Annotated in this window: 16 protein-coding genes; 11 read left to right on the forward strand and 5 right to left on the reverse strand. The window is 70.4% G+C overall.

Going from position 1 to position 18,147, the window contains the following annotated elements:
* Positions 1–398 precede the first annotated feature (398 nt).
* The 6 genes from AOK15_RS48555 (at position 399) to AOK15_RS15345 (ending at position 4,578) form a co-directional block, all read left to right on the forward strand.
* The gene (locus AOK15_RS48555) at positions 399–494 is read left to right on the forward strand and encodes a putative leader peptide (protein ID WP_309474684.1); all 96 of its coding nucleotides are present in this window, start codon (positions 399–401) and stop codon (positions 492–494) included.
* A 116-nt stretch (positions 495–610) separates the two neighbouring features.
* Positions 611–889, forward strand: coding sequence for a MoaD/ThiS family protein (locus tag AOK15_RS15325; RefSeq protein ID WP_055516984.1), 279 nt, complete (start codon positions 611–613; stop codon positions 887–889).
* Between the two features lie 16 nt (positions 890–905).
* Positions 906–1,856: a PLP-dependent cysteine synthase family protein gene (locus AOK15_RS15330; RefSeq protein ID WP_055516986.1), complete on the forward strand. Its 951-nt coding sequence runs from the start codon at positions 906–908 to the stop codon at positions 1,854–1,856.
* 301 nt (positions 1,857–2,157) lie between these two features.
* On the forward strand, positions 2,158–3,384 hold the full coding sequence (xseA, locus tag AOK15_RS15335) for an exodeoxyribonuclease VII large subunit (protein WP_055516989.1): 1,227 nt from the start codon (positions 2,158–2,160) through the stop codon (positions 3,382–3,384).
* A gap of 10 nt (positions 3,385–3,394) precedes the next feature.
* The gene (locus AOK15_RS15340; protein ID WP_055516991.1) at positions 3,395–3,685 is read left to right on the forward strand and encodes an exodeoxyribonuclease VII small subunit; all 291 of its coding nucleotides are present in this window, start codon (positions 3,395–3,397) and stop codon (positions 3,683–3,685) included.
* A 302-nt stretch (positions 3,686–3,987) separates the two neighbouring features.
* A complete protein-coding gene (locus tag AOK15_RS15345) occupies positions 3,988–4,578 on the forward strand; it encodes a malonic semialdehyde reductase (protein ID WP_055516993.1) in 591 nt (196 codons plus the stop codon).
* A 130-nt stretch (positions 4,579–4,708) separates the two neighbouring features.
* On the opposite strand, the gene AOK15_RS15350 is transcribed toward AOK15_RS15345, so the two are convergent.
* Positions 4,709–5,227 (reverse strand): DUF4245 domain-containing protein, encoded by a 519-nt coding sequence (locus tag AOK15_RS15350; RefSeq protein ID WP_079058506.1) that lies wholly within the window; start codon positions 5,225–5,227, stop codon positions 4,709–4,711.
* A gap of 125 nt (positions 5,228–5,352) precedes the next feature.
* Between AOK15_RS15350 and glpX the strand changes: the two genes are divergently transcribed.
* Positions 5,353–6,387 (forward strand): class II fructose-bisphosphatase, encoded by a 1,035-nt coding sequence (gene glpX / locus AOK15_RS15355; RefSeq protein ID WP_055516998.1) that lies wholly within the window; start codon positions 5,353–5,355, stop codon positions 6,385–6,387.
* 198 nt (positions 6,388–6,585) lie between these two features.
* On the opposite strand, the gene AOK15_RS15360 is transcribed toward glpX, so the two are convergent.
* Complete coding sequence (locus tag AOK15_RS15360; protein WP_079049771.1) at positions 6,586–6,963, reverse strand: WhiB family transcriptional regulator; 378 nt, start codon at positions 6,961–6,963, stop codon at positions 6,586–6,588.
* A gap of 174 nt (positions 6,964–7,137) precedes the next feature.
* A complete protein-coding gene (locus tag AOK15_RS15365) occupies positions 7,138–7,842 on the reverse strand; it encodes a DUF1707 SHOCT-like domain-containing protein (protein WP_055517002.1) in 705 nt (234 codons plus the stop codon).
* Between the two features lie 206 nt (positions 7,843–8,048).
* On the opposite strand from AOK15_RS15365, the gene AOK15_RS15370 reads away from it, so the two are divergent.
* The gene (locus AOK15_RS15370; RefSeq protein ID WP_055517005.1) at positions 8,049–9,716 is read left to right on the forward strand and encodes a fumarate hydratase; all 1,668 of its coding nucleotides are present in this window, start codon (positions 8,049–8,051) and stop codon (positions 9,714–9,716) included.
* Positions 9,717–9,826: 110 nt separating this feature from the next.
* On the opposite strand, the gene AOK15_RS15375 is transcribed toward AOK15_RS15370, so the two are convergent.
* Positions 9,827–10,561, reverse strand: a complete 735-nt coding sequence (locus AOK15_RS15375; protein WP_063798988.1) for a sensor domain-containing protein — start codon at positions 10,559–10,561, stop codon at positions 9,827–9,829.
* Between the two features lie 147 nt (positions 10,562–10,708).
* Between AOK15_RS15375 and AOK15_RS15380 the strand changes: the two genes are divergently transcribed.
* The 3 genes from AOK15_RS15380 (at position 10,709) to AOK15_RS15390 (ending at position 15,736) form a co-directional block, all read left to right on the forward strand.
* Positions 10,709–12,094 carry a class II fumarate hydratase gene (locus AOK15_RS15380; RefSeq protein WP_055517007.1) on the forward strand — a complete coding sequence of 462 codons (1,386 nt, stop codon included), beginning with the start codon at positions 10,709–10,711 and terminating at the stop codon, positions 12,092–12,094.
* Positions 12,095–12,567: 473 nt separating this feature from the next.
* A complete protein-coding gene (gene fomD, locus AOK15_RS15385) occupies positions 12,568–13,260 on the forward strand; it encodes a cytidylyl-2-hydroxypropylphosphonate hydrolase (protein WP_185093575.1) in 693 nt (230 codons plus the stop codon).
* 346 nt (positions 13,261–13,606) lie between these two features.
* Positions 13,607–15,736, forward strand: a complete 2,130-nt coding sequence (locus tag AOK15_RS15390; protein WP_185093576.1) for an ATP-binding SpoIIE family protein phosphatase — start codon at positions 13,607–13,609, stop codon at positions 15,734–15,736.
* A gap of 164 nt (positions 15,737–15,900) precedes the next feature.
* On the opposite strand, the gene AOK15_RS15395 is transcribed toward AOK15_RS15390, so the two are convergent.
* Positions 15,901–18,147 (reverse strand): transglycosylase domain-containing protein (locus AOK15_RS15395; protein WP_055517014.1); only part of this gene is annotated, 2,247 nt, incomplete at its 5' end.

Below are 18,147 nucleotides of genomic sequence, written 5' to 3' on the forward strand. Positions count from 1 at the left end.
GCGCGGGCACCGGCCCCGCCGCCCCCCCCTGCCTCAGCGGAGCCGGTCCAGCAGGCGCACGCGCTCGGAGGGCGCGGGGCAGCCGCCGCGACGGCACCGGCCCCTGCCGTGCCCGCGTCGCGCCGTGTGCCGTGCCCGCGTCGTCCCGCCACGCCCGCATCGGCCCGCCACGCCCGCGTCGCGCTCCGTCGCGCCCGCGTGGCCCCGGCGCAGGCCCGGCAGGGGCCGGTGCGGGTCGGTCAGGGCGCCCGGGACGGCTCGGCAGGGAGCCTGAGCGGGCTCGTCAGGGGGGCCGTGCTGGTCCGGCTGAGCTGTGCGGTCTCATTCACCGGCCCGAATCCGTCCGGCATGTGGGATCACATTCCGGGACCCGGACCGGGAATCGATACGATGAGCCCATGGTTCTTGACGACGTGAGCGAGAAGACGCCGGGCGCACTGCTCGTGGCGCGGCTGCACGTCGACCTGTGCAGGCTTGCCAGCGCCATCTGTTGACGCCGACCCCTGCCGCCGTACGGCCGTGAGCCGCGGCGCCCTCACCCGTGTGACCCCGCACTCCGCGCTGCCGCGCGCCCACTCGACCTGACTACTCCCGACAGGAGCCGCACCCCATGGCCATCGAGGTCCGCATCCCCACCATCCTCCGCCAGTACACCGACGGTCAGAAGGCGGTGGAGGGAGCCGGCACCACCCTCGCCGACCTGTTCGCCGACCTCGAGACCCGCCACACGGGCATCCAGGCCCGCATCGTGGACGGCGGCGAGCTGCGCCGCTTCGTCAACGTCTACCTCAATGACGAGGACGTGCGCTTCCTGGAGGGCATCAACACCAAGCTCTCCGACGGTGACAACGTGACGATCCTGCCGGCCGTGGCCGGCGGCATGGCCTGAGGCCCGCTGACCACCCATGCGCTACGACTCCCCGCTGGCCGCGGTGGGCAACACCCCTCTGGTGCGCCTGCCGCGGCTCTCGCCGTCCGAGGACGTCCGGATCTGGGCCAAGCTGGAGGACCGCAACCCCACCGGCTCGGTCAAGGACCGCCCCGCCCTGCACATGATCGAACAGGCGGAGAAGGACGGCCGTCTGACCCCGGGCTGCACGATCCTGGAGCCCACCTCGGGCAACACCGGCATCTCCCTGGCCATGGCGGCCAAGCTCAAGGGCTACCGCATCGTCTGCGTCATGCCCGAGAACACCTCCCAGGAGCGGCGTGACCTGCTCGCCATGTGGGGCGCGGAGATCATCTCCTCCCCGGCGGCGGGCGGCTCCAACACGGCCGTACGCGTCGCCAAGGAGCTCTCCGCCGAGCACCCCGACTGGGTGATGCTCTACCAGTACGGCAACCCCGACAACGCGGGCGCGCACTACGCCACGACGGGTCCGGAGATTCTCGCCGACCTCCCCTCCATCACCCACTTCGTCGCGGGCCTCGGCACCACGGGCACGCTGATGGGCGTGGGCCGCTACCTGCGTGAGCACAAGCCGGACGTCAAGATCGTCGCCGCCGAGCCGCGCTACGACGACCTCGTCTACGGCCTGCGCAACCTCGACGAGGGGTTCGTACCGGAGCTGTACGACGCGTCCGTCCTCACCACCCGGTTCTCCGTCGGCTCCGCCGACGCGGTGACCCGCACGCGCGAGCTGCTCCAGCAGGAGGGCATCTTCGCCGGCGTTTCCACGGGAGCGGCGCTGCACGCGGCGATCGGGGTCGGCCGGAAGGCGGTGAAGGCGGGCGAGACCGCCGACATCGTGTTCGTGGTGGCAGACGGTGGGTGGAAGTACCTGTCGACGGGCGTCTACACGGCGGCGACGACGGAGGAGGCCATCGAGACGTTGCAGGGGCAGCTCTGGGCGTAGGCCGGGCGCCCAGCAGCTCGGGGGTGCGCTGTTCGTTCGGCGGGTGCGGGTGGCGTGTGGTTTCTCGCGCCCACGCGGCGGAGCCGCATATGTCACCGCCCCGCGCCCCTGGAGAAGCGACGGGGGCTGCGCCCCGTGCCTTTCAACGGCCACCATCCCGCTGGAGGCCGGGCCACAGGCCCATGCCTTCAGCGGCGCGGGGAACTGCGCGAGAAACCACAAGCCACCCGCACCCGCCGAAACAAACCGCGCACCCTCGAGCCATAAGGCGCTGTCGGCGCCCCCCGATACGCTCCCCTACATGGCTCTCAACACATCCGCCGACGCCCCCTTGCCCGTCGGTGAGGTCTCCCGGCTCATCGGCGGCTGGATCGACCGGCTCGGCACGGTGTGGGTCGAGGGGCAGATCACGCAGCTGTCGCGGCGCCCCGGCGCCGGCGTCGTCTTCCTCACGCTGCGGGACCCGTCGCACGACATCTCCGTCAGCGTCACCTGCTACCGACAGGTGTTCGACGCGATCGCGGACGTCGTCAGCGAGGGCGCCCGGGTCGTCGTGCACGCGAAGCCCGAGTGGTACGCGCCGCGCGGTCAGCTGTCCCTGCGGGCCACCGAGATAAAGCCGGTCGGCGTGGGTGAACTGCTCGCCCGGCTGGAGCAGTTGAAGAAGTCGCTGGCGGCTGAGGGGTTGTTCGCGCCGGAGCGGAAGAAGGCGCTGCCGTTCCTGCCGCAGCTGATCGGGCTGGTGTGCGGCCGGGCCTCCGCGGCCGAGCGGGACGTGCTGGAGAACGCCCGGCACCGCTGGCCCGCCGTCCGCTTCGAGGTGCGCAACGTCGCCGTGCAGGGCGTGCACGCCGTGCCGCAGGTGGTGCAGGCGGTGAAGGAGCTGGACGCGATGGAGAGCGTGGACGTCATCGTCGTGGCCCGCGGCGGCGGCAGCGTGGAGGACCTGCTGCCGTTCTCCGACGAGCAGCTCGTCCGGGCCGTCGCGTCCTGCCGTACGCCGGTGGTGTCGGCGATCGGGCACGAGCCGGACACCCCGCTGCTGGACTACGTCGCGGACCTGCGGGCGTCAACGCCGACCGACGCGGCCAAGAAGGTCGTCCCGGACGTCGGCGAGGAGTACGAGCGGGTGCGGTGGCTGCGGGACCGGGCGCGGCGCTGCGTGGAGGCGCTCGTGGAGCGGGAGGAGCGGGGGCTCGCGCACGCCCTGGCGCGCCCCTCGATAGAGGATCCGCACCGCATGATCGACGAGCGCGCCGACCAGGTGGCCTCCCTGCTCGACCGGGGGCGCCGCTGCCTCGGTCACCATCTGGACCGGGCGGTCTCGGAGCTGACGCACACGCACGCGCGCGTGGTGGCCCTCTCCCCCGCCGCGACCCTGAAGCGGGGATACGCGGTGCTGCAGAAGGCGGACGGGCACGTGGTGCGCGCGCCCGGGGAGGTCACGGCCGAGGAGCCGTTGCGGGCGCGGGTCGCGGAGGGCGAGTTCACCGTCCGGGTCGAGGGCACTGTCGGAGGGGACGCATAAGGTGGGCCGCATGACCAGCAACGTGAGCGAGGCCGAGGAGACGACCGTGACGGGCGGGGCGGCCGAAGCGTCCGAGGCCGACCGGGCCCTCGGCTACGAGCAGGCGCGTGACGAGCTGATCGAGGTCGTCCGGCGGCTGGAGGCGGGCGGTACGACGCTGGAGGAGTCCCTCGCGCTGTGGGAGCGCGGCGAGGAGCTGGCCAAGGTGTGCCGCCGCTGGCTGGACGGCGCCCGGGCCCGGCTGGACGCGGCTCTGGCGGAGGACGAGGAGACGGACGCCTCCGGCGACGGCCGGGGCTGACCCGCCCCGCCCTCACTGGTCCGACACCGGCTCCCCTTTCCGGGTCCGACACCGGCCCCCTTCCGGATCCGACACCGGCCCCTTTCCGGTACGGCACCAGCCCCCTTCCGGTACGGCGCCAGCCCCCTTCCGGTACGGCGCCGGCTCGCCCCTCCGAGTGGGGCACCGGCACCCCCGTCCCGATACGGCGAAGATCCCGGGTTCCTGTGAAGCGGATCACCCCAGGGCACTTTTGGTTGAACCTTGAACTTCCATTGCGTACCTTCGATGTCGTCAGCGCACGTCTTTACGAAGGTTGTTCCATGTCTCTCGTTCTCGACCCCACCGCCCAGGACCTGCTGTTCCGCGAAGCGCACACCGCGAACGCGTTCACCGACGAGCCGGTCGCCGAGGAGCAGGTGCAGGCGATCTACGACCTGGTCAAGTACGGCCCCACCGCCTTCAACCAGACCCCGCTGCGTATCGTCCTGGTTCGCTCCGCCGAGGCCCGCGAGCGTCTGGTGACGCACATGGCCGAGGGCAACCAGGCCAAGACCGCCACCGCCCCGCTGGTCGCGATCCTCGCCGCGGACAACGAGTTCCACGAGGAGCTGCCGACCCTGTTCCCGGCGTTCCCGCAGGCCAAGGACCTCTTCTTCGCCGAGCGTCCGGCCCGTGAGGCCGCCGCCGGACTGAACGCCGCCCTCCAGGCCGCGTACTTCATCATCGGCGTCCGTGCCGCGGGGCTCGCCGCCGGCCCGATGACCGGCTTCGACGCCGCCGGCGTCCAGAAGGAGTTCCTGGACGACGACCACACCCCGCTGATGGTCGTCAACATCGGCAAGCCGGGCGAGGGCGCCTCCTACCCGCGCTCCCCGCGCCTCGCCTACGACGACGTCATCACGACCGTCTGACACTCGGCACCACACGGAAAGGGCCCCCGGAATTCGCCCGACTGCCGGGGGCCCTTTCCGCGTCCCTGTCCGGGGGCGCGTTACTCCGCACCGTCCGAGGGCACGTCACTCCGCGCTCTCCGGAAGCACGTCACTCCGTGCTCAGTGCCTTCGCCATCTTCGTCAGCTCCTCGAACGACGCGCTGCCCGCGACCACGGTGGTCGCGTCCTCGCCCCGCAGGACGAGGGCGTCGTAGCGGTCGCCCTCGTAGCGGGTCCAGGTCTCGCCGCCGATCTCCTGCGTGGTGCCGGTCTTCTTCGCGTCCTGGGTGGCGTCCGGGATGAACCGGGACGGCTTCCCCGCGGACTGCTCGACGGCGACGTACTGGCCGTCGGGGGCGTGGAACCCGAGGTGCCAGTGGTCGGAGTCGGCGCCGCTGAAGCGGACGGAGGTCGCCTTCCAGCTGTCGGGCAGGCCGACGGGAGCGGCCACCGGGTAGGAGGCGGCGCGGCGTGCCGTGAGCAGCTCGACGCGGTAGTCGACGCGCTTGAGCTCCTGCTCGGTCTCGTCGTGCGGGATGAAGAGATAGATGACCAAGGCCGCGAGCACGATGAGCCCCAGGGAGAGGACCATGTCGCGAACGGTCTGCTTGCCTTTCGTACCTGCCACGCCCTCATCGTCGCAGGTGCACCGGTCTGCTCATCCGTGGGGTCCCCTGCTCAATTTGTCAGCCTGACGATAGAGTCGGGCCGAACCCTCATCCGGCCGTCGTCGTATCAGAAAGGTGCGCTCCGATGACCGAGAATCATCATCTTCCGTCCGAACTCGAAGTCCCCTCCGAGGCCCCCGACCGCAACCTCGCCCTGGAACTCGTACGGGTGACCGAGGCAGCCGCGATGGCCGCGGGCCGCTGGGTCGGCCGCGGGGACAAGAACGGCGCCGACGGCGCCGCCGTGCGCGCCATGCGGACCCTCGTCTCCACCGTCTCGATGAACGGCGTCGTCGTCATCGGGGAGGGCGAGAAGGACGAGGCCCCGATGCTCTTCAACGGGGAGCGCGTCGGTGACGGGACCGGCCCGGAGTGCGACATCGCCGTGGACCCGATCGACGGCACCACGCTGACGGCCAAGGGCATGACCAACGCGATCGCCGTGCTCGCGGCGGCCGACCGGGGCACGATGTTCGACCCGTCGGCCGTCTTCTACATGGACAAGCTCGTCACCGGCCCCGAGGCCGCCGACTTCGTCGACATCGACGCGCCGATCTCGGTGAACATCCGCCGGGTGGCCAAGGCGAAGCGGTCCACGCCCGAGGACGTCACCGTCGTCATCCTCGACCGGCCGCGGCACGAGGGCATCATCAACGAGATCCGGGAGACCGGGGCGCGCATCAAGCTGATCTCGGACGGTGATGTCGCGGGCTCGATCCTGGCGCTGCGGGAGGGCACCGGGGTCGACATGCTGCTCGGCATCGGCGGTACGCCCGAGGGCATCATCTCGGCCTGCGCGGTGAAGTGCCTCGGCGGCACGATCCAGGGCAAGTTGTGGCCGAAGGACGACGAGGAGCGCCAGCGCGCGATCGACGCGGGGCACGACCTCGACCGGGTGCTGACCACGGACGACCTGGTCTCCGGGGAGAACGTGTTCTTCGTCGCCACGGGGATCACCGACGGCGAGCTGCTGCGGGGTGTGCGGTACCGGTCGGAGACCGCGACGACCGACTCGATCGTGATGCGGTCGAAGTCGGGGACGGTGCGGCGGATCGACTCGGTGCACCGGCTGAGCAAGCTGCGGGCCTACAGCTCGATCGATTTCGAAAAGGCGAAGTAGCTCCGCCGGTCGAGCTGTGGGCCAGGGGGACCGCGGTTTCGCTGTGGGCCGCGCGATTCGTCGTGGCTTGTCGCGCGGTTCCCCGCGACCCGGAGACCTTCAGGCGAGCGGCATCACGAAGGCGCCCTCTTGTGCGGAAGAGGGCGCCTTTCGCACGTGTGGTGCGGCTAGCCGGCCGCTTTCGCGTCTGCGGTGCGGCTAGCCGGCCGCCGCTATCGTCCCCGCTGCCCGCGCCGCCTTCTTCAACTCCAGGTCGCGGCGGCGCCGCCGGGCGAGCACCACGCGGCGCTCCGCCGCGGTCAGGCCGCCCCAGACGCCGTACGGTTCCGGTTGCAGGAGTGCGTGCTCCCGGCACTCGACCATGACGGGACAGCGGGCGCAGACGCGCTTGGCGGCCTCCTCGCGGGAGAGCCGGGCCGCGGTGGGCTCCTTGGAGGGGGCGAAGAACAGGCCGGCCTCGTCACGCCGGCACACGGCCTCCGTATGCCACGGGGCTTCCTGGTCCCTGTCTCGCACTGGCACCCGCTGGGGCGGAACGGCAGCGACCTGCAGGGACGAATGCGGCGGTTGCAGCACGGTCTACTCCTGACGACGGCTTCGCGAGCGAGAGACGATGCAGCAAGGCCTACCCGCTGTGCGCGGGCCTATGCACTGAGTCCCCAACCGCCGGAATTCCGGGCTCTCACCAAGCGGTCACAAGTGGACCGAACCCCTTCGGGAACGACCCGAAAGTGATCCACTTCACAGACGTCAACGGTCCAGGTGTTTGCGCAAACTGCCGTCGACCTTGCGGGCGACATGATCGGTGACCCGGCCGAGGAGGTCGGCGATCATCTTGCCGCGCCGGGGCTTCGCCTCGACACTGCCGAGCACGGCGAAGCCGTCCACATAGACCACCGGCGCGTCCGGTTCACCGGAATCGAGGTTGTCCACCTCGAAGGAGCCGAGGACACCGCCGCCGCTGCCGCGCAGCGAGACGTTCTCCGGGACGCGGATCTCCACGCTGCCGAACAGGGAGACGGCCCTGATCATCACCTGGCGGTGCTCGAAGAGAGCCTCGCTGAGGTCTATCTCGACGCTGCCGAACACGGCGTACGCGTGGATGCGGCGGCCCGCGCGCCAGCGGCCCTTGCGGACCGAGGAGCTGAAGACCGCGAGCAGACGCTCGTCCGCGTCGATCGGGATGGCGCCGGGAGTGGGGCGGTGCGGCACGGAGGACGGCGGCGCGTACGCCGACGGCTTGTGCGCGGCGGGCAGGTCCCGGATGAACACGTCCAGTTCGCCGACCGTCTTGGCGGCCAGCACGCCCTCGACCCGCTCGGCGTGCTCCTCGGCGGTGAGGCGCCCCTCGGCGAGGGCGTCCCGAAGGATGTCGGTGATGCGGTCACGGTCGGCGTCCGAGGCGCGCAACTCTGCGGCGGCGACGCGCGCCCCGGTCTGCTTCTGAAGGTCCACGGCAGCAGCGTACCCACACACGATAGATCGCGATAGACCCCGCAGGTGTGGAACTGAGCCTTACCTCACAACCCCGCCGCCGACCGCAGGTTCTACGCTGGTGGACGCCGCCGACGGAGGCCGGCCGCCGGTGTGAACCACAGGCTTCGGCGCCCCGGAGGCGAGCCGCGCCTGAATCAGCCTGTCTAGATGAGGAATGGGCACCGATGCCTGAGTTCGAGTACACCGATCTGCTCCCCATGGGAGAGGACACCACTCCGTACCGGCTGGTGACCTCCGAGGGTGTCTCCACCTTCGAGGCCGACGGACGCACCTTCCTCAAGGTGGAGCCGGAGGCGCTGCGCAAGCTGGCGGCCGAGGCCATCCACGACATCCAGCACTATCTGCGCCCGGCCCACCTGGCGCAGCTGCGCCGGATCATCGACGACCCCGAGGCCTCCGGCAACGACAAGTTCGTCGCCCTGGACCTGCTGAAGAACGCGAACATCGCGGCGGCGGGCGTCCTGCCGATGTGCCAGGACACCGGCACGGCGATCGTCATGGGCAAGCGCGGCCAGAACGTCCTCACCGAGGGCGGCGACGAGAAGGCGCTCTCCAAGGGCATCTACGACGCGTACACCAAGCTGAACCTGCGCTACTCGCAGATGGCTCCGCTCACCATGTGGGAGGAGAAGAACACCGGCTCCAACCTCCCGGCGCAGATCGAGCTGTACGCCACCGACGGCGGCGCGTACAAGTTCCTGTTCATGGCGAAGGGCGGCGGCTCCGCCAACAAGTCGTTCCTGTACCAGGAGACGAAGGCCGTCCTGAACGAGGCCTCCATGATGAAGTTCCTGGAGGAGAAGATCCGTTCGCTGGGCACGGCCGCCTGCCCGCCGTACCACCTCGCGATCGTCGTGGGTGGCACGTCCGCCGAGTACGCGCTCAAGACCGCCAAGTACGCCTCCGCGCACTACCTGGACGAGATCCCCGCCGAGGGTTCGCCGCTCGGGCACGGCTTCCGCGACAAGGAGCTGGAGGAGAAGGTCTTCGAGCTGACGCAGAAGATCGGTATCGGCGCGCAGTTCGGCGGCAAGTACTTCTGCCACGACGTGCGTGTGGTGCGGCTCCCCCGGCACGGCGCGTCCTGCCCGGTCGCGATCGCCGTGTCCTGCTCCGCCGACCGCCAGGCCGTCGCGAAGATCACCGCCGAGGGCGTCTTCCTGGAGCAGTTGGAGACGGACCCGGCGCGGTTCCTGCCGGACACCACGGACGAGCACCTCGACGAGGCCGGCGACGTCGTGCGGATCGACCTCAACCAGCCGATGGACGACATCCTCGCCGAGCTGACCAAGTACCCGGTCAAGACCCGGCTGTCGCTCTCCGGTCCGCTGGTCGTGGCCCGCGACATCGCGCACGCCAAGATCAAGGAGCGGCTGGACGCGGGCGAGGAGATGCCGCAGTACCTGAAGGACCACCCGGTGTACTACGCCGGCCCGGCGAAGACCCCCGAGGGGTACGCCTCCGGTTCCTTCGGCCCGACGACGGCCGGCCGCATGGACTCCTACGTGGAGCAGTTCCAGGCGGCGGGCGGCTCCAAGGTGATGCTGGCGAAGGGCAACCGCTCCCAGCAGGTCACCGACGCCTGCGGCAGCCACGGCGGCTTCTACCTGGGCTCCATCGGCGGCCCGGCGGCCCGCCTCGCGCAGGACTGCATCAAGAAGGTCGAGGTCGTCGAGTACGAGGAGCTCGGCATGGAGGCCGTCTGGAAGATCGAGGTCGAGGACTTCCCGGCGTTCATCGTCGTCGACGACAAGGGCAACGACTTCTTCAAGGACCCGGCGCCCGCACCGACGTTCACCACCATCCCGGTCCGCGGCCCGGGCCTGGTCTAGGCCGGACGACCCTGCGCCCCCGGAGGCCGAAGCCTCCGGGGGCGCAGGGTTCCGTACGAGCGGTGGCCGCCCGGCGGACCGTCAGGCAGGCCGGCTCGCCCGGTGGGCCGTCAGGCCAGCTTGGCGATCTGCGCGTCGGCGATCTCGGTCGGGAAGTCGAAGTCCTTGCCCGTGGCGAGGGATCCGATGTTCAGCGCGGTGAAGTACGCCACCGTGGCGCCCTTGCGGACCACGACGACCTTCATCGGGACCTTGGCGTCCTCGGCCTCGGACACGATGTCGAGGGCCACCGCCTCGTCGGCGCCACCGGGAGCCTCGGTCTTCGCGACCTTGGTGACCTGCTGGTCCGTTCCGTCGGCGGTCACCTTGAAGCCCTTGGCACAGGCGTCCACGGACTTGGTCAGGGAGGCCAGCGCGGTCTTGGCTCCGTCGCCCTCGTAGGAGGACAGCCGGATCAGGGTGCGGGTGACGTCGAGGCTCTTGGGGTCCGTGGGGTTCGGCACGCTCGCCGTCTCACGCTGCACGGTGGCGCCGGGCCGGTCGACGACCGAGCCGATCGTCGCGTACGCCAGGGGGGCGCACGCCTTGTCCTCGGTGGTGATGTCCTTCTGCTCGACGGTGACGGTGGGGGCGGTGACCTTGTGCCCCTTGACGTCGCCGTCCTTCAGCACGACCTTCTCCAGGTCCGCGGCGGACAGTGCGGGCGTCTTCTTCCCGGCGGAGCCGGAGCCGCCCTTGCCCGCCTCCTTCCCGTCCTCGCCGGAGTCCGAGCAGCCGGCCAGCAGGGTCAGCGACAGGACGGCGACACCGGCCGCGCAGGACCGGCGTATGACAGCGCTTCTCAATGCACGTTCTTTCGTCGAAGTTCGTTCGACCGTTGGGTCAACGGGGCGACGCTACTGCACACCGCCGACAAGGGCCCGCCGAATTCCGCCCTCACTCGTCCGAGGGAAACCGGGAACATCGGGACGGGCCCGGACGCTGTACCGGTCATGAGTGACTTCCGCGTCGAACACGACTCCATGGGCGAGGTCCGGGTCCCCGCGGACGCCAAGTGGCGTGCGCAGACCCAGCGGGCGGTGGAGAACTTCCCGGTTTCGGGGCAGCGCCTGGAGCGCGCCCACATCGAGGCCCTGGCGAGGATCAAGGGCGCCGCGGCGAAGGTCAACGCCGAGCTGGGGGTCCTCGACAAGGACATCGCCGAGGCCGTCCAGGAAGCGGCGGCGGAGGTCGCGGAGGGCCGCTGGGACGAGCACTTCCCGGTGGACGTGTTCCAGACCGGCTCCGGTACGTCGTCGAACATGAACACCAACGAGGTCGTCGCCACCCTGGCGACGGAGCGGCTCGGCCGGCCCGTCCACCCCAACGACCATGTCAACGCCTCGCAGTCGTCCAACGACGTGTTCCCCTCCTCCCTCCACATCGCCGCCACCGCCGCCGTCACCCACGATCTGATCCCGGCGCTCGACCACCTCGCGGCGGCCCTCTCCCGCAAGGCGGAGGAGTTCGCGGACGTCGTGAAGTCCGGCCGTACGCACCTGATGGACGCCACCCCGGTCACACTCGGCCAGGAGTTCGGCGGATACGCGGCCCAGGTGCGGTACGGCGTGGAGCGGCTGCGGGCGTCGCTGCCCCGGCTCGCCGAACTGCCCCTGGGCGGTACGGCGGTGGGCACCGGCATCAACACCCCGCCCGGGTTCTCCGCCGCCGTGATCGCCGAGGTCGCGCGGGCCACCGGGCTGCCGCTGACCGAGGCGCGGGACCACTTCGAGGCGCAGGGCGCGCGGGACGGCGTCGTCGAGACGTCCGGGCAGCTCCGTACGATCGCCGTGTCCCTCACCAAGATCGCCAACGATCTGCGGTGGATGGCGTCCGGGCCGCGCACGGGGCTCGCGGAGATCTCCCTGCCGGACCTCCAGCCGGGCTCCTCGATCATGCCGGGCAAGGTCAACCCGGTGGTCCCGGAGGCCGTCCTCATGGTCGCCGCCCAGGTCACGGGCAACGACACGACGGTCGCCGTCGCCGGCGCCTCCGGCAACTTCGAACTGAACGTCATGCTGCCGGTCATCGCGAAGAACGTCCTGGAGTCGATCCGGCTCCTGGCGAACGTCTCCCGGCTGCTGGCCGACCGGACGGTGGACGGGATCGTCGCCCACCGGGAGCGGGCCCGCGAGTACGCCGAGTCCTCGCCGTCGGTGGTCACCCCGCTCAACAGGTACATCGGCTACGAGGAGGCGGCGAAGGTCGCCAAGAGGTCGCTGGCCGAGCGGAAGACCATTCGCGAGGTCGTCCTGGAGGGCGGTTACGTCGACCGCGGCGACCTGACGGTGGAACAGCTCGACGAGGCGCTGGATGTCCTCAGGATGACGCGGCCGTGATCGGACGGCGCACGGCGTCCGTCCCCGATGACACAGGGGTGGTAGCTGCTTGCCACGGAGTGCGCACGAGGCCGAATTAGCTCGATCGTGCGATCGTGCGCTTGTGGGCTTGCGGCGTGCTGGGCTGATCGGGCTAACGTGGTCGTGCGACCTGGGACACCGGGTACGCCGTCAGCGTGCGGGGCCCCTGCTCCACCGGAGGATGGTTCAGGGCCTCCCCGCCGTCTCTGGCCGTACCTGTATGACCAGGTCGCGCAGGAAGCCGGCCTCCCGGGCCCGGACCACGCACAGGATGCGTGTCGCCGCCCCGGGGATGAGAATGCCGGGGACCAGTGCGCCCAAGACCGTTCGGGGCGCGCGGCTGAGCAGGCTCACTCATGGTCAGTCCACAGGAACGGTAACCGATTCCCGCCCAGGCGTGAACCATCACCGGCACCGCAGCGTCATATGCGCATGACACCTAATATCTGTGCATGGTGGATGGTGGAGCGGTGAGACGAGTGGAAGCGGGCGGCCCGACGGCGTTCTGGGAGCCGGGACGTCACATCCTGTGGCGCTACCGGGAGAACGCGGGCGAGCGCTTCCACATCGCACGCCCCGTCACCGTGGTCCGTGACGACGAGGAACTGCTGGCCGTGTGGATGGCACCCGGCACCGAGTGCGTCAAGCCGGTCCTCGCGGACGGGACCCCGCTGCACGCGGAGCCCCTCGACACCCGCTATAAGAAGCCGCGCGAGGTCCAGCGCGACCGCTGGTTCGGCACGGGTGTGCTGAAGCTGGCCCGGCCGGGCGAGCCGTGGTCGGTGTGGCTGTTCTGGGATCCGGGTTGGCTTTTCAAGAACTGGTACGTCAACCTGGAGACGCCACTGGCCCGTTGGGACGGTGGTGTGGACTCCGTGGATCACTTCCTGGACATCTGCGTGTATCCGGACCGGTCCTGGGACTGGCGCGACGAGGACGAGTTCGCGCAGGCCCAGCAGGACGGGCTGATGGACGGTCACGCGGCGGAAAGGGTGCGGGAGGCGGGGCGTTCGGCGGTGGAGACGATCCGCGCGTGGGGCCCGCCGTTCTCGGACGGATGGCAGCACTGGCGCCCGAATCCCGCATGGGGAGTACCGTCTCTCCCTGACGACTGGGACCGTACGCCCGCGCACTTGTCCTCATGAGACCCTTGATGCGCCCCCGGTCCACAACCGTAGGATCGTCCTCCGCGAGGATTCACAGGGGTAAGTCCCGCAGTTCGCGCAGTGCTTGACCATACGTCACCGAGGGGCGGCAGGACGTGATCAAGGGGTACGAGGGCCACACCGGTAGAAACCGGAGAAGGCCAGACGGACGGTCAGTACTGTCGTTCGGCGGGTCCGCCGGTACCGTGTGTGGCACAGGAACTGCCTCTGACCACGCGGGAAATCCGTTCCGGGGGCACATAATCCGGGTATCGGCCTTTCTGCGGGACGAAGTATCGGGTTTGCTGCGGGACGAACTGCGCGTAGCTCGCGCAGTCCCGGACGGATGGATTCGACACGCGTGACGGAGCACCCCACCTCCCACGAGCGCCCTCAGAGCGGCGCCGGCCCCGCGGATGCCCGCGGGGCGGTTCTGCGTACCCAGGAGCCGCTGCGCGCGGCGCCCGCCGGGGCCTTACCCGCACAGGCGCGCATGAGTGACGCGCAGGCCCGTACGGGCGACGCGGCCGCCGAGCCGGGCACGGCGACCCCGTGCCCGAAGAACGGCGACGCGCCCTCGGAGCACACCCAGCCGGCGCTCTCCGAGCATTCCCAGCCCGCGGCCACCGAGCCCGACCCGCACCGCCCGCGCCCGGCACCGGAGACCATTCCGGCACAGCCCGGCGGCGAGGCGGAGCGGTCCGCGGGCACGGTCGGCGGCCTGGAGCGGCGCAGCGGGCAGGGTGTCCCACCGGGCGCCCCCATGCCGATGCGGCGCGACGGCGACCGGCTGCGGTTCGTCGGCGCCGCGACCCGGCGGATCGCCCGCGGCATCGACCTGGACGAGATCGTCATGGGTCTGTGCCGGGCGACCGTGCCGACGTTCTCCGACGCGATACTCGTCTATCTGCGCGAGCCGCTGCCGGTCGGTGACGAGCGGCCCACCGGGCCCATGCTGCTGCGGCTGCGCCGCACCGACCGGATCCCCGAGGAGCGGGACACCGAGGGCGGCTTCATGCCCGCGCTCCAGCCCGAGCCCGTCGATCTGGCGGTCGTCACCGCCGAGCAGTGCGAGGTGCGGCCCGGCGGGGCCCTCGCCGAGGTGCTGCGCGGGGTGCGGCCCGTTTTCGCGGACGCCCCCGCCGCGCACGACGCGCTGCCGGAACTGCTCGGCCCGGACGCGCAGCTGACGGTGCCGACGGGGCAGCGGGCGATCCTCGCTCCGCTGCGCGGGCGGCGCCGGGTGATCGGCGCGGCCGTGTTCCTGCGCCGCCCGGAGCGGATGGCGTTCGAGCAGGACGACCTGCTGGTCGCCGCGCAGCTCGCCACCCACAGCGCGCTCGGCATCGACAAGGCCGTGCTGTACGGGCGTGAGGCGTACATCGCCGACGAGTTGCAGCGCACGATGCTCCCGGAGGCGTTGCCGAAGTGCACCGGCGTCCGGCTCGCGCACCGGTATCTGCCGGCCGCGGAGACGGCCCGGGTCGGCGGTGACTGGTACGACGCGATCCCCCTGCCGGGGAGCCGGGTCGCGCTGGTCGTGGGCGATGTCATGGGCCACTCGATGACATCCGCCGCGATCATGGGCCAGCTGCGGACGACCGCGCAGACGCTGGCGGGTCTCGACCTTCCTCCGCAGGAGGTGCTGCACCACCTCGACGAGCAGGCACAGCGGCTGGGCACGGACCGGATGGCGACCTGTCTGTACGCGGTCTACGACCCGGTCTCGCACCGCATCACCATCGCCAACGCCGGGCATCCGCCGCCGGTCCTGCTGCATCTGGGCGGGCGTGCGGAGGTGCTGCGGGTGCCGCCGGGCGCGCCGATCGGTGTGGGCGGGGTGGACTTCGAGGCGGTGGAGCTGGACGCGCCGGCCGGGGGCACGCTGCTGCTGTACACCGACGGGCTGGTGGAGTCCCGGCTCCGGGACGTGTGGACGGGGATAGAGCAGCTCCGCGAGAAGCTCGCCGCGACCGCGCAGTTGACCGGGCCGGACCATCCGCCACCGCTGGAGGCGTTGTGCGACGAGGTGCTCGACATGCTCGGTCCGGGTGACCGGGACGACGACATCGCGCTGCTCGCCGCACGGTTCGATGGGATCGCTCCCAGTGACGTCGCCTACTGGTTCCTGGAACCGGAGGAGATGGCTCCGGGGCGGGCCCGCCGACTCGCTCGTCATGCCCTGTCCCGCTGGGGGCTGGAGGAACTGACCGACTCGGTCGAGTTGCTGATCAGTGAGGTCGTGACGAACGCGGTGCGGTACGCGACGCGGCCGGTGACGCTGCGGTTGCTGCGGACCGATGTGCTGCGGTGCGAGGTGACCGACGACGTGCCTCAGCTGCCGCGGCTGCGGCAGGCCCGGGCGACCGACGAGGGCGGGCGCGGGCTCTACCTCGTCAACCGGTTGGCGAAGCGGTGGGGAGCGACGCGGTTGAGTGCGGGGAAGGTGGTCTGGTTCGAGCTGAACCAGGCCTGAGCGCTCCGCTGGGTTGGGCCGGTCGTGACCCGGGTCCGGCTCGGGGGCGGCCGTGGTCTGCGGGCTGCGGGTTTCGTGTGGTTGATCGCGCAGTTCCCCGCGCCCCTGACGAAAGAGGGGGCGCCCGGTTTTCACCGGGCGCCCCCTCTTTGTGTCGCTTGTGGCTAGCCGCCTGCCTGTGGGTCGTTCGGGTCCGGTGGCAGGTCGATGTCGCCGTCGCTGGGGGTCTCCTCCGGCGTGGTCTCGGGAGTCTCCTCAGGCGTCGTCTCCGGGGACTTCGACGGGCTCGCCTCCGGGGACTTCGACGGGCTTGCCTCCGGGGACTCCGACGGGCTTGCCTCCGGGGACTTCGACGGGGTCGGGCTCGGGCTCGGGGACTCCGTCGGTTCGACCGCGGCACCCTGGGTGGTCTCCAGGTCGAACTTGGTCTTCTGGCCCATCACGCCGAAGGTGTACGTGGCCCAGATCTGGGCGGGGAAGCCACCACCGTTGACGCGTTCGACGCCGGCCGCCCCGTACATCGGGACGTGCTTGCCGTTCTTGCTCATGTCCTCGCCGAAGAGGCCGACCGAGGTCACCAGCTTCGGGGTGTAGCCGGTGAACCAGGCGGAGCGGTTCTCGTCGGAGGTACCCGTCTTGCCGGCGACCTGCTGACCGCCGCGGGCGGGGTTGTCCCGGACGGAGATCTTGGCCGTACCGTCGTCGACCACGCCCGTGAGGACCGAGGTGACCGTGTCGGCCGCCTCGCGGGTGATGACCTGCTCACCGATCGGGTCGGCCATCTGGAGCGGGCCGTCCCGGTGCGTGGCCGAGGCGAGGATGGTCGGGGTGACCTTCTTGCCGTGGTTGTCGAGGGTGGCGTAGATGCCGGCCATCTCCAGCGGGCTCGCGCCCATGGAGCCGAGGGTCTGGGCGGGCACCGCCTGCATGTCCTCGGTGTCCATACCGAGCTTCCCGGCGACCTCCATGACCTTCTCCATCCCGACGTCGACGCCCATCTGGGCGAAGACGGAGTTGATGGACTTGTTCATGGCGGTCTGCACGGTGACGTCGCCGTAGTTGACGTCGTCCTCGTTGGGCGGGGCGAAGCCGACCTTGGTGCCGTTGTCGAGGACCTGGTGCCTGCTGTCACCGTCGTAGAGGGTGTTCGCGGCGATCGGGTCGCCGTCCTGGGTCTCGGCGGCTCCGTCCACGGCGGCGGCGAGGATCACCGGCTTGAAGGTGGAGGCGGGCTGGTAGTCCCGGCGCGTGGCGTTGTTCTGGTAGTGCTTCACGTAGTCGATGCCGCCGTACATGGCGAGGACCTTGCCGGACTTCGGGTCGACCGAGACGGCACCGGCCTGGATGTGTGCGTCGACCTTGCGCTTCTTGGGGTCGAGCTTGCTGGTGAGGCGCTGCTTGACGGCCTTCTCCAGCGCGGCCTGCTTCTTCCGGTCGATGTTGAGCTTGATGGTCCAGCCGCCCTTGTCGATGAGCGCCGTGGCCTGCTCACGGTTGTCCACCCTGCCGCTGGCGACGAGCTGACGGGCCAGCTCGCTGTTGGCGGCCTCGACCAGGTAGCCGGTCTGACCTGCCATGTCGGGCGTGGCCTGTGGCGGCTTCAGCTTCGGGAACTTCAGGCCCTTGCGCTCGTCGGCGTCCAGCCACTTCATCTCGACCATGTTGTCGAGGACGTAGTTCCAGCGCGCCATGACCAGCTTCTTGCCGGTCGGGGTCGCGACGGCCAGGTCGTACTGGCTGGGGGCCTGGAGGAGTGCGGCGAGGTACGCGCCCTGGGCGACGGTGAGTTCCTTGGCGTCCTTGCGGTAGTACGCCTGGGCCGCCGCCTGGATGCCGGAGGCGCCGCGGCCGTAGTAGCTGGTGTTGATGTAGCCCGCGAGGATGTAGTCCTTGGTCTTCTCGCGCTCCAGCTTCAAGGAGATGACCAGTTCCTGGAGCTTGCGGCTCACCGTCTGGTCGGGCTTCAGGTAGAAGTTCTTGACGTACTGCTGGGTGATCGTCGAGCCGCCCTGCTTGCCCTTGCCGGAGAGGGTGTTGATCACACCGCGGGTCATGCCCTTGAAGTCGACGCCGGGGTCGTCGTAGAAGCTCTTGTTCTCGGCGGCGACGAAGGTCTTCTGAACGGCCGGGGGAACCTGGTCGAGTCCGACGATCTCGCGAGCGGTCGTGCCCTTGCCGGTACGCGCGAGGAGGTCGCCGTTCTCGAACTGGTAGACGTTGCTTTCCTTGGTCGCGTCCGGGTTGCCCTTGGGAATGTCGATCATCAGGTACAGCACGACGAACGCGCCCATGAGGAGCAGGCACAGACCGAAGAACGTGCCGAGGATCTTCTTCCAGGTGAAGAAACGGCGTATGCCGGTCTTCTTCTTGGCGCCGCCCTTGCCGCCCTTGCCGCCCTTGCCGCCCTTGGC

It is taken from the genome of Streptomyces ossamyceticus, assembly GCF_001418475.1.
Lineage (GTDB): Bacteria > Actinomycetota > Actinomycetes > Streptomycetales > Streptomycetaceae > Streptomyces > Streptomyces ossamyceticus.

Excerpts from the sequence above, each read along its gene's own strand:
- AOK15_RS15370 (WP_055517005.1), top strand. The coding sequence starts at position 8,049 with ATGCCTGAGTTCGAGTACACCGATCTGCTCCCCATGGGAGAGGACACC.
- AOK15_RS48555 (WP_309474684.1), top strand. The coding sequence starts at position 399 with ATGGTTCTTGACGACGTGAGCGAGAAGACGCCGGGCGCACTGCTCGTG.
- AOK15_RS15390 (WP_185093576.1), top strand. The coding sequence starts at position 13,607 with ATGGATTCGACACGCGTGACGGAGCACCCCACCTCCCACGAGCGCCCT.
- AOK15_RS15340 (WP_055516991.1), top strand. The coding sequence starts at position 3,395 with ATGACCAGCAACGTGAGCGAGGCCGAGGAGACGACCGTGACGGGCGGG.
- AOK15_RS15345 (WP_055516993.1), top strand. The coding sequence starts at position 3,988 with ATGTCTCTCGTTCTCGACCCCACCGCCCAGGACCTGCTGTTCCGCGAA.
- fomD (WP_185093575.1), top strand. The coding sequence starts at position 12,568 with ATGGTGGATGGTGGAGCGGTGAGACGAGTGGAAGCGGGCGGCCCGACG.
- AOK15_RS15380 (WP_055517007.1), top strand. The coding sequence starts at position 10,709 with ATGAGTGACTTCCGCGTCGAACACGACTCCATGGGCGAGGTCCGGGTC.
- xseA (WP_055516989.1), top strand. The coding sequence starts at position 2,158 with ATGGCTCTCAACACATCCGCCGACGCCCCCTTGCCCGTCGGTGAGGTC.
- glpX (WP_055516998.1), top strand. The coding sequence starts at position 5,353 with ATGACCGAGAATCATCATCTTCCGTCCGAACTCGAAGTCCCCTCCGAG.
- AOK15_RS15330 (WP_055516986.1), top strand. The coding sequence starts at position 906 with ATGCGCTACGACTCCCCGCTGGCCGCGGTGGGCAACACCCCTCTGGTG.
- AOK15_RS15325 (WP_055516984.1), top strand. The coding sequence starts at position 611 with ATGGCCATCGAGGTCCGCATCCCCACCATCCTCCGCCAGTACACCGAC.